Genomic DNA, 10774 nt, shown 5'->3' on the forward strand with positions numbered 1-10774 from the left:
CAGGCGCGATTGTCGTCGCCAAGACCAACATGTCCGAGTTCGCCTTCAATTACCGCGGGCGATCCTCGCTCCGGGGGCAGACCACAAGCCCCTTCGCGTTCGCGGAAAGCGCAGGCGGATCGTCTTCGGGAAACGCCGCCGCGCTTGCTGCCGGTTTCGGGGTCATAGCGCTGGGCACGGACACGTCGGGATCGGCGCGGGTTCCGGCTGCGCTAACCGGCGTGGTAGGTTTGCGGCCAGGTTTCGGGGTGTTGCCGATCGGCGGGGTTCTCCCGCTCAGCCCGACGCAGGACGTGATCGGCCCGATGTGCCGCTACCTCGCGGACTGCGCGAAGATGTGGTCCGTACTGACCGATACGCAAGAAGATGCCCAATACCATCCGCTGCAGGGGCTGCATGTCGGGGTGCTCGTCGCGTTCATGCGGCGCGGGGGAGGAGCGGAAGCGCAAGCGCTCGACAGCCTGCGCGCTGCAGGAGCCATCGTGACGGAAATGCATTTGCGAGACGAAACAGTTCTGGCCGGGAAGGATGCGCCTGACGGCGAGACGGCGACGTTCGCCAGTCGATCGTCTTTCGATTTCCCGGCTGCAATGGATGCCTATCTGCCCTCGCGTGCCGATGTACCGCACGATGCATCGGCGTTGCTCGCAGAGCTACGGGAACTGCGGGATGCCGGGCGTACCGATCCGCGCGTCGTCGAGGATGTCGCGAAGTTCGGTGCCAACTGGGTCGGCGCTGCCGGGGATCCACGCTATCGCGTCAACGGTTCGTTTCGGGATCGATACGTCGCGGATCGGTTCGATGAGGCATTCGACTGCAGCGGCGGCAATGACTGCGTGGATGTCATCGTCTACCCTTCCGTGCAGGCGCCTTCAGCCGCCGTACACACTGGACCGGAGACCCTCGGAACCCACCGGTTTGCAGCCTATTCCGGGCGTCCCGCCATCGCGCTTCCCGTAGGCTCGGCCATGACGGCCGAGGGGCTGCGTCCGGTCTCTCTCGAGTTGCTGGGGCAAAGCGGCCAGGAATGGCGCCTGCTGGAGATTGCGGCAGCCTGGCAGGCAAGTCTCTCGTTGCCCCGTACCGTCCCCTGTGAAAGCGCGAAGGCGCTCGTCTGTCTCATTGCCCCGGCCCCGAGCGCAACGCGCCGTTGAGCGCCGACACGAATTCGCGCACCAGGCGCGCGCGCTGTGCGTCCGGCCGGAACAGGATGTATGCCCTGAAATAGACTGCCGGTTCGTACGGCTTGATGATCAGCCCGCGCTGTTCGAAACCGTCCGCCGCGAAAGGATTGACGAGGCCGAGGCCAACTCCTTCGAGTGCAAGGGCGCAGACGGTCAAGGACGCCGGCGTCTCGACCACGATGTGCGGACGCGCGCCGACCGCGTCGAATGTCTCGGTCATGCGCGCGCGGGCACGGTCTTCGGGCGCCAGCGCGATGAAGGCCATGTTGTGCAGGTCTTCCGCGCGGATAACGTTGCGGTCCGCGTAAGGGTGGTCCGGCGGCATTACGCAGACCGCCCTTACGCTTTGGAACACGCTGTGATCTACGCCTGAGAGGTCAACTTCGTCTGCAGCGAGGCCGATGTCGAATTGCTGGTTCACGACATGATCGCGCACTGCAGCCGAGGAAAGGATCTGCAAGGTGATCGAGACTTGCGGGTTGGTCTCCCGGAACTTCCGCACTGCCCGCGGCACCAGGGTCGAGCCTAGCGCGGCAAGGCTGGCTATACGCAGGCTGCCTGATCCAAAATCGCGGATGCGTGCGGCCGAAGCGCGCAGTGTGTCCAGGCCCGTGAAGGCGTTGGACACGTCGCGGAAGAACAGTTCGCCTTCGGGCGTGGCGATGAGGCGGCCTTTCACCCGGTCGAACAGCGCGAAGCCGACGCGGTACTCGAGTTCCGAAATGGCGCGGCTGACGGCAGGCTGGGTAATGTTCAGAAGTTCGGCAGCACGTGACGCTGACCCGCCGATCATCAAAGCCTGATATATCTCGAGTTGCCGGAAATTCATGCGAGCGTGATAGGCTTGGGGCGCGGGTGAGTAAATTCTTCGTGAAAGGCTGTGGATCGCCGCCCGCACGGGACGGGGGGTCTTGCTTCCGTGCAGGCGGCGAAGCTCATGCGGTGATGTACCGCGCAGGGCGGTAAGGTGCGAGGATCGGGGCCTCCACGCCGGTCATGATCTCCTGCGCCGCGTAACGGCCAAGGATCGGCGCCAGAGTGATGCCGCTGTGGGTGACCAGCACATAGGCGCCCTTGATGCCCGGCACCGGCCCTGCGATCGGTTTGTTGTCCAGCGGGTAGGGCCGGAAGCCGAGCAACACCCTGGTGGCCTTGGCTTCGGCGATGGCAGGCATGTATTCGGCAGTGCGGGCGATCAGCATGTCGCCGTGGAATTGCTGGAGCGCCGCATCCGGATAGGCCATCTGATGCTTCAGGATTTCGGTATGCTGAGGCAGGTTCGGCGGCCCGCTGGTGAAGCTGGTGAGGTAGCGCCCGTCGGCGTACTGTTTGAATTCCAGGATGCTGGAGGCTTCATAGACCAGCTTGGTGGTGACGGGGCGTGGCGTGGTGTGAACTACCAGGCCCGGCTTGTGCGCAAGTTCGAGCTTGCGGTCCATCAGTGCCATGATGCGCGGCGTGTCGGTGCCGGTCACACTGACGAGGTGATCGAGTTCGAAATCACCCTTGGTCGTGGTAACGCCGGCGACTGCGCCGCCGACGACCTTTATCGCGGTCACTTCGCAGGGGTAGAGCACTTCGGCGCCGAAACGCTTAGCGGCGGCGAGGTAGCGCTGGGTAGCGAAGACCGGATCGACATGGCCGTCCTTGACCGTCTGGAAGGCGAGCTTGACCTCGTCACCGGGAAACACGCCGGGGCTGGCCTTGGTAATGCCTTCGCCGGTGAGGTAGACTGGCGGATCGTCGGTCGCTTCCAGCAATGTCGCCTTGGTCTGCAGAGAATCCTTCTTGTTGGCGTAAGCCCAGCTTATTGAGCCGCCCCAGATTGCCTTCATGCCCAGCGTGCGGTCATCGTCGAGCCAGGCATCCATGCTTTCAAGGCGCAGCTTCATGTAGTGCGCGTCGTTGACCACGGGATTGATCCAGGCGACCGACTTTTCGGTGGCTCCCGCGGCGGGACGCGTCTTTTCAAATACAATGACTTCGGCTCCCGCCTTGGCGAGTTGAGCGGCGACAGAGGCACCGATCAGCCCGCCGCCGATCACGCCGACGCGGAGCTTGCGGCCCGGCTTTGCGCAGGCCCCCGCGGCCTGCAATGCGGCCATGGCGGCGAACCCGCCAAGAATTGTCCGGCGCTGAAACGTCATGGTGATAGCTACTCCGATTTATCCAGCTTGTTTGTCTTGCCGTCCCATCGCACCGGCGAGATCAGGCAACGAACGCATTGCGGGCCATGCCGCCACCCTATGGCTTGAAGCGCCCAAGTGCGGCAGTGGCTACTTCGCCGTCTTGCGCCGAAGTTCCTCCACTGATGCCCAGGCCTCCCACGATCTTGCCGTCGATCGACACCGGGAGACCGCCTTCCAGAGCCAGGGCGCCGTCGGCACCGCTATAGGCGACGGCGCCTGCTGCTGCGGCGTCCTGCAGGACCTTGGTGGGCTTGCGGAAGCGGGCCGCCGAGCGGGCCTTGGCGGGGGCGATGGCGGTAGAGGCATATTGAGTGCCATCCATCACTTCGATCAGGATCGGATCCCCAGACGGCCCTGTGACCGCTACGGCCATCGCTAGGCCGCGTGCATGCGCTTCATCCCTCGCCAGTCGCGCAAGCGCTTGAGCGGCTCGAAGCGGGATCGGCTCTCCGTAGCGCGGGGCCGGCGTCTCCGTGCCCATGGCGCCGGACGATGCTGACAGCGCCCAGAGGAAGACCAGCGCCGCTGCGGGCTTGGCCAGACGGATGTTCATGAAAGCGGCGACCTTCTCGAGCTTGCGGATTTCCTGATCCTTTGTTCGCCCGCGCAGCGATTACCGGCAATGGTTGATCCGTTGTAAGTCCATGACTGAATGTTATAGGATGCCCGTCCTTAAGCCGTTCCAGTTAACGGTCTGCGTCCGGTAGTTGGAAAAATATAATAATATTATCAGTAACTTCATGAGAATATTTGTTTGATCGGCCAATGCCGGAGCCGGTTGAGGCGTGAGCCGCATCTCGGGCGGGAGGAGGTGACAAGGCGGCTGCGTCCGGTTATCAAGCCGGCTGTGCGCCGCTCCGCTTTCCTTCTGCTACTCGTCAGCCTTCTGCTTACGCTCGGCGTAGGCTCTTTGGCGCATGCGACGGAAAGCCTCGCGCAGCATGACGAGGAGGCTACGGCGTGGCATTGGCAGGGAGATGGAGATCATTCCCCCCCGGACCAGGACAGCGCCGTTCCCCATCATCACGGTAGCTGCCATGGCCATCACATCGGCACACCGGCTGAGCGCTCCGTGCTCGATGACAGCCGTGTGATGCCTCTTGCAGGCCAGACAGATCCTGTGTTTCCGCTTCGACCTGTCGATCACCTGCCAGAGATCGAACCGCCCATTTCTGAATGACGCCGCCGACCTCGGCCGCTTGCGCGGTCGAGGCGCTGAATGACGTCTTCAGGAGATTCATAATATGTATCGTATCATCGCAGCCGTTGCGGCTGCGGCGTGCTGCGCTGTCGGCGCACACGCGAGCGATGGCCCGCCGCCGTTCACCCTGGCGCGCGCGCTATCGCTGGCGGGCGCAGGCTCGCCCGTCGCCGAAGCAGGAAGTGCGCAGGTTCGCGTGGCTGCAGCCGCCCGTACCGTCGCCGCCCTGCGTCCCAACCCCTCGCTGAGCCTCCAGACCGAGAACGTTGCCGGAAGCGGCACTTATCGCGGTTTCGATGGTGCGGAGACGACCGCGCAATTCACGCTCCCGCTGGAAATGGGCGGAAAGCGTTCTGCACGCATCGCCGTGGCCGATGCCGGGCAGGAACGGGCGCGGGTCGAACGTGCGATTTCCATGGCCGATCTCAGGCTAGCAGTGACGCAAGGCTACATAGCCGCGCTCGCTGCCGAGCACCGTGCGCTGATTGCAGCGCGGCAAGTGGAAATCGCGGGTGAGGCGCTGCATGCTTCGCAAGTCCGCGTCCGTGCCGGGCGCGCGTCGCCGCTTGAGGAACAGCGCAGCCAGCTGATGTTGGCCAATGCCCGTCTAGCCAGCGAGCAGGCGGCGAGGCTGACCCAGGTGGCGCGTGGAAACCTCGCGCGGTTGATCGTAGCACCCGTGGATGGAGCCCTGGACGCGGCGTGGTTCGATCATCTCGCGATCGCCGGGCCGGTCGAGCGGGCTGTGATTGACGATACGTTGGCCGTTCGCGCGGCCGCGTTGGACGTGGCTACCGCCGATGCGCAGCTACGTCTGGCCGCTGCCCGGCGGGCGCCCGATCTTCAGCTCTTCGCCGGTCCGCGTCGGCTTGAGGCGACGCGCGACACGGCGATGACCTTCGGCGTCTCGATCCCGCTCCAGTTGTTCGATCGGGGCAGCGCCGCATTGGCGCAGGCGCATGCAGAACGGGACGAAAGGGATGCGCAGAGGCGCGTGGCGCAGATCCGCATCGGGCAGGCTATCGCGAGTGCCGATGCCGAGGTGGCCAATGCCGAGACGGCGGCCCGTGTGGCAGGCGGTCCGGCTTTGGCGGCTGCGCAAGAGGCCGCGCGCATCGCCCGCATAGGATATCGCGAGGGCAAGTTCGGGCAACTCGACCTGCTCGATGCCGAACGTGCTCTCGCGGAGACCAGACTGGCCGCCGTCGATGCGCTGGCCGCCTATCACGACGCTACGGCGCGCAGGGAGCGCCTGACCGCGCCCGCGCCCGCGCCGCTCCCGACCGAGGATTGAACCGATGAAGACGTTGATACACGCGGCGGCGCTGGCGCTGGCGCTTGCACTGATGCTGGGCGCCTGCAGTTCCGCACCACAGGACAGCGAAGTCCATGCTCGCGAGGAAGGGCGTGGAGAGGGGACCGGGCATGAAAGTGGCGGTCATGAGGAAGGCACCGTGTCGCTCAGCGCGGAGCAGTTGAAGACGGCAGGCGTGGAAGTCATGACGGTCGGTGCGGCCGGCGTTGGCGGGGCGGTGTCGCTGTCCGCCACGATTGAGGCCGATCCTCAGGGCATTCAGATCGTGACCGCGGCCATCGGCGGGCGACTGGTGACGCTGGGCCGCAACCTCGGTGATGCCGTGCAGGCCGGAGAGACGCTTGCCGTCGTCGAAAGCCGCGAAGCGGCGCAGATGCAGGGGGAGATCGAGGCCGCCTCGGCACGCCTGTCGCTCGCCAACAGCAATCTTGCCCGCGAGCGGCGCCTGTTCGCGGAGAAGGTTTCGGCTGAGCAGGATCTCGTTGCGGCGCGAACGGCAGCGGCCGAGGCAGCGATCGCGCTGCGCCTTGCCCGCCAGCAACTGGCGGTGACGGGGAGGGCAGCCGGCGGGTTCAACCGGGTGGCGCTGCCTTCGCCCTTGTCCGGCCAGGTGATCGCCCGCAGCGCTACGCTGGGTCAGGTGGTGGCGCCGGATACCGAATTGTACCGGGTGGCCAATCTCGGCAAGGTTACGATCGCACTGTCGCTGTCCGCCGCCGATGCGGCCCGGATTCGGCCCGGTGCCCGGGTCACCGTCACCGCGCCGGGTCGTAGCGCCGAAGGAGCCATTCGGTTCCTTTCCCCGATCCTCGATCCGCAGACCCGCCTGGTTCCGGCGATCGCCGCGCTCGACAACCGCGCCGGCCAGTGGCGTGTGGGCGAGACGGTGAACGCCGAGGTGGCGCTTCCTCAAATGGGGCGCACGACAGCCGTTTCGGTGCCGCAGGTAGCCATCCAGACCGTCGAAGGGCGGCCCAGCGTCTTCGTACGGACGGCGAAGGGCTTTCGTGCAGTTCCGGTGGAAACCGGGCAGGCGAGTGGCGGCCAAGTCCTGGTCATGCGGGGGCTCAAGGGCGGCGAGCGGATCGCCGCCGCCGGGTCATTCATGCTCAAGGCCGAACTCGGCAAGGGCGAGGCGGAGCACGAGCACTGAGCCATGATTCATTCCATCGTTTCCTTCTCCGTCGCGCGGCGCTGGCTGGTGCTGCTGCTCACGGTTATCGCCTGCCTCATTGGCGGTTGGTCGCTGCAGCGCCTGCCGATCGATGCGGTCCCCGACATCACCAACAACCAGGTCCAGATCAACGTGCGCGCGCCCGCACTCTCGCCGGAACTGGTCGAAAGCCAAGTGGCATTTCCCATCGAGACGGCGCTTTCGGGCATCCAGGGGCTTGAATATACCCGTTCGCTCAGCCGCAACGGCTTTGCGCAGGTCACCGCCGTCTTCACCGATGCCACAGACATCTACTTCGCGCGCCAGCAGGTGAGCGAACGGCTGGCGACGGTTGACGGCAACCTTCCGGACGGCGTCACACCCGAAATGGGGCCGATCGCCACGGGCCTGGGCGAGGTGTACATGTGGACGGTGCGCCTCGATCACCGCGAGGACGACCGCCACGAGCCGGGGGAACCCGGCATTCAGCCAGATGGCAGCTACATCACGCCGCAGGGCGAGCGACTCGTCACGCAGGCGGATCAGGCGACGTACCTGCGCACCGCGCAGGATTGGATCGTGACACCGCTGCTCAAGAACACGCCGGGGCTGGCAGGCGTCGATGCGATCGGCGGCTATGTGAAGCAGTTCCAGGTCGTTCCCGACCTCCAGCGCCTTGCCGCGCTGAGGATCGGCATTGACGAGCTTGCGCGCGCTCTGGAGGAGAACAACAGCGCAGTGGGCGCCGGTGTCGTCGATCGCAACGGCGAAGGGTTGGCGGTCCGATCGGATGCGCGCCTGCGCGGCGTGGCCGATCTGGCCGATACGGTGATCGCCACGCGCGAGGGCGTGCCAATCCTGCTGCGCCAGGTCGCCACGGTGAAGACCGGACAGGCGCTGCGGATGGGTTCCGCATCCGAGAACGGGCGCGAGGTCGTGGTTGGTACTGCCGTCATGCGGGTGGCGGAGAACAGCCGCGCTGTCGCATCAGCGGTGGCAAGGCGGCTTGACGAGATCAACGCCTCGCTTCCGACCGATGTGATCGTCCAGCCGGTGCTGGATCGTACCGCACTGGTAAACTCGACGATCGGCACAGTGGCGAAGAACCTAGGCGAAGGCGCGCTGCTGGTGATCGTGGTACTCTTCGCGCTGCTCGGCAACTTTCGTGCGGCGCTGATCGCGGCGCTGGTCATTCCGGTGACGATGCTCCTGACCGGATTCGGCATGTTGCGGGGCGGCGTCTCTGCCAATCTCATGAGCTTGGGCGCGCTGGACTTTGGCCTGATCGTCGATGGCGCGGTTATCATCGTCGAAAATGCCTTGCGGCGCATGGCCGAAGGACAGCATCGCGAAGGCCGCGTAATGACGCCGGCCGAGCGCCTCGATACCATCGCCGGGGCAGCACGTGAAATGATCCGCCCTTCGGTCTACGGGCAGGCGATCATCATTCTCGTCTATGTCCCGCTGCTGACGCTCACCGGGATCGAGGGCAAGACGTTCGCGCCGATGGCGTTGACGGTGATCCTGGCGCTCCTCTTTGCGTTCGTGCTGTCGCTGACCTTCGTTCCGGCGATGTTGGCGATCCTGCTCTCGCGGCCCGTCGCTGAGAAGGAGGGGCGTATCATGCGCTGGCTCAAGCACCGCTACGAACCGGGCCTCGAAGGGGCAATGCGCCGTCCGCGCCGGACCTTCGGTGTGGCCTTGGCGGCCTTCGCGGCGGCGCTGGGCATGTTCGCGCTGCTGGGTCAGGAATTCCTGCCACAACTCGACGAAGGCGACGCCACCGTGCAGGTGCTGCGCGTGCCGGGAACCTCGGTCGATCAGAGTCAGGCGATGCAGTTCCAGGTAGAAAAGGCCATCGCTGCGCTGCCGCAGGTGCGCTTTGTCTTTTCGAAGACCGGGACGGCGGAACTTGCGTCCGACCCGATGCCGCCCAACATCTCCGACACCTTCATCGTCATGAAACCGCGCAAGGCCTGGCCCGATCCGTCGCTGCCGAAGGCCGATCTAATTGCCCTGGTCGAGAAAAGGCTGGAGGCGCTGCCAGGGCAGAGCTTCGAGATCAGCCAGCCCATCCAGATGCGCTTCAACGAACTGATCGCCGGCGTGCGCGGCGACGTTTCCATCAAGGTCTTTGGGGACGATCCCGGTACCATGGGGCGTACTGCCGATAGCATCGCGGCGGTCCTGCGCCGTACCGAAGGCGCTACCGACGTGCGAGTGGAGCAGACCGAAGGCCTGCCTATGCTGGACATCCGGCCTCGCCGCGCGGCGCTGGCGCAACTTGGAGTTTCAGCGAAGGCGGTACTGGACGTGGTCGCGGCCGCGGTCGGCGGGCGCGATGCCGGGATGATCTTCGAAGGCGATCGCCGGTTCGCGGTGACAATCCGGATCGACGACGCCGAAAGATCGGACCCGGTCCGGCTGGGGCAGATTCCGGTGCCGACACCCGGCGGCGCCTATGTGCCGCTTTCCAGCGTAGCCGATATCGCCATTGTCAGCGGTCTCAACCAGATCAGCCGCGAGAACGGAAAGCGGCGTATCGTCGTGCAGGCCAATGTGCGGGGGCGCGATATCGCCAGTGTCGTTTCCGATGCTCAAGCCGCCATCGCGCGCAATGTGCGTTTGCCCGCCGGATCTCATCTGGAATGGGGCGGCCAGTTCGAGAACCTCGCGTCCGCCCGCGAGCGGCTGATGCTGGTTCTACCGGCCTGCTTCGCGTTGATCCTTTTGCTGCTTTACGGGGCACTGGGACGCGGGCGGGATGCGGCGATCGTGTTTACCGGAATACCACTTGCGCTGGTCGGCGGCGTGTTCGCGTTGTTCGTGCGCGGTATGCCGTTCTCGGTGTCTGCAGCGGTAGGCTTCATCGCGCTGTCGGGGATTGCGGTGCTCAACGGTCTGGTCATGTTGACGTCGATCCGGGCGCTGGTGGACCAGGGGATTGCCCCTGCCCAAGCAGCCCGAGAGGGGGCGATGAGCCGCCTGCGTCCGGTGGTTATGACGGCGCTGGTGGCATCGCTGGGGTTTGTCCCGATGGCGGTGGCGACAGGTTCGGGGGCGGAAGTGCAGAAACCTCTGGCTACCGTGGTTATCGGTGGTCTCATGTCAGCAACGCTTTTGACGCTTTTTGTGCTACCTGCTCTGTGCGCTCGGTTTTTGCTTCAAAAGAAGTAAGATTGGAAGTCGATCTGCACAAATATTTAAATACGAATATCTTCGTATCGCTCTTTTTGGCGCCGCCATTGCTGCATTGCACTTCGCTAACGAAGCGAAAGCATCAAAGGAAAGCGTAGGATTATGGGGCGGACATGGCAATCTGCCCCATTTTACGGAATCTGCGTAGAGATGCCGAATTTCAGGTTTGGAACCAAGCCCGATCGAGCGCCGATCGTCAGCCACCTGCTCTTGCAGCCGGGCGAAGGCTATGAAGATGCGGTCGGTGTAAGTCCGCTGGCTTGGCGAGCAGTCCGCCGATCGCCGTCGCTGGCCTGTATAGATGGTCGGTCAGCAGGTGCCTGGAAACGGCGGTCTTTAAGGAGGCCCCATGCTGTTCCGGACTGGTCCGGAACAGCGCAATGGCGGAGACGCCGGCTTTAAAACCTTTCGATCTAAGCTCGACTTTGTACGATCAGGTAGCGAAGCATAGTGCCTGAGCCATACGTTTTAGGCGGGTTGTGGGAATATAGTTCGGTTCTGGGTGCGGCGGGGAGTGTTGATTAATGTCGCCGA

7 protein-coding genes are annotated in these 10774 nt (G+C 64.7%); 4 read left to right on the forward strand and 3 right to left on the reverse strand.

All coding sequences use genetic code 11. The features are described 5' to 3' along the window. Positions 1–29: 29 nt before the first annotated feature. Positions 30–1154 carry an amidase family protein gene (locus tag ACYPYD_RS12195; RefSeq protein ID WP_459663363.1) on the forward strand — a complete coding sequence of 375 codons (1125 nt, stop codon included), beginning with the start codon at positions 30–32 and terminating at the stop codon, positions 1152–1154. Here the strand turns inward: ACYPYD_RS12195 and ACYPYD_RS12200 are convergent. The 3 genes from ACYPYD_RS12200 to ACYPYD_RS12210 all read right to left on the reverse strand — a co-directional run bounded on the left by ACYPYD_RS12200 (position 1120) and on the right by ACYPYD_RS12210 (position 3926). Then, the gene (locus tag ACYPYD_RS12200) at positions 1120–2013 is read right to left on the reverse strand and encodes a LysR substrate-binding domain-containing protein (RefSeq protein ID WP_036528883.1); all 894 of its coding nucleotides are present in this window, start codon (positions 2011–2013) and stop codon (positions 1120–1122) included. The genes ACYPYD_RS12195 and ACYPYD_RS12200 overlap by 35 nt on opposite strands. A gap of 106 nt (positions 2014–2119) precedes the next feature. After that, positions 2120–3331: an NAD(P)/FAD-dependent oxidoreductase gene (locus ACYPYD_RS12205; protein ID WP_459663353.1), complete on the reverse strand. Its 1212-nt coding sequence runs from the start codon at positions 3329–3331 to the stop codon at positions 2120–2122. Between the two features lie 97 nt (positions 3332–3428). After that, positions 3429–3926, reverse strand: a complete 498-nt coding sequence (locus ACYPYD_RS12210; protein ID WP_459663355.1) for a GlcG/HbpS family heme-binding protein — start codon at positions 3924–3926, stop codon at positions 3429–3431. Between the two features lie 691 nt (positions 3927–4617). On the opposite strand from ACYPYD_RS12210, the gene ACYPYD_RS12215 reads away from it, so the two are divergent. The 3 genes from ACYPYD_RS12215 to ACYPYD_RS12225 are packed head-to-tail and all read left to right on the forward strand — an operon-like array spanning position 4618 to position 10219. Beyond that, a complete protein-coding gene (locus ACYPYD_RS12215; protein ID WP_036528892.1) occupies positions 4618–5868 on the forward strand; it encodes a TolC family protein in 1251 nt (416 codons plus the stop codon). A 4-nt stretch (positions 5869–5872) separates the two neighbouring features. Next, positions 5873–7042, forward strand: a complete 1170-nt coding sequence (locus ACYPYD_RS12220) for an efflux RND transporter periplasmic adaptor subunit (protein WP_459663357.1) — start codon at positions 5873–5875, stop codon at positions 7040–7042. Positions 7043–7045: 3 nt separating this feature from the next. Beyond that, a complete protein-coding gene (locus ACYPYD_RS12225) occupies positions 7046–10219 on the forward strand; it encodes an efflux RND transporter permease subunit (protein ID WP_459663359.1) in 3174 nt (1057 codons plus the stop codon). Positions 10220–10774: the final 555 nt, after the last annotated feature.

It is taken from the genome of Novosphingobium sp. 11B (assembly GCF_054589055.1).

Coding starts and splice junctions, on each gene's coding strand:
- ACYPYD_RS12205 (WP_459663353.1), bottom strand. CDS start 3,331: ATGACGTTTCAGCGCCGGACAATTCTTGGCGGGTTCGCCGCCATGGCC.
- ACYPYD_RS12225 (WP_459663359.1), top strand. CDS start 7,046: ATGATTCATTCCATCGTTTCCTTCTCCGTCGCGCGGCGCTGGCTGGTG.
- ACYPYD_RS12220 (WP_459663357.1), top strand. CDS start 5,873: ATGAAGACGTTGATACACGCGGCGGCGCTGGCGCTGGCGCTTGCACTG.
- ACYPYD_RS12200 (WP_036528883.1), bottom strand. CDS start 2,013: ATGAATTTCCGGCAACTCGAGATATATCAGGCTTTGATGATCGGCGGG.
- ACYPYD_RS12210 (WP_459663355.1), bottom strand. CDS start 3,926: ATGAACATCCGTCTGGCCAAGCCCGCAGCGGCGCTGGTCTTCCTCTGG.
- ACYPYD_RS12215 (WP_036528892.1), top strand. CDS start 4,618: ATGTATCGTATCATCGCAGCCGTTGCGGCTGCGGCGTGCTGCGCTGTC.
- ACYPYD_RS12195 (WP_459663363.1), top strand. CDS start 30: ATGTCCGAGTTCGCCTTCAATTACCGCGGGCGATCCTCGCTCCGGGGG.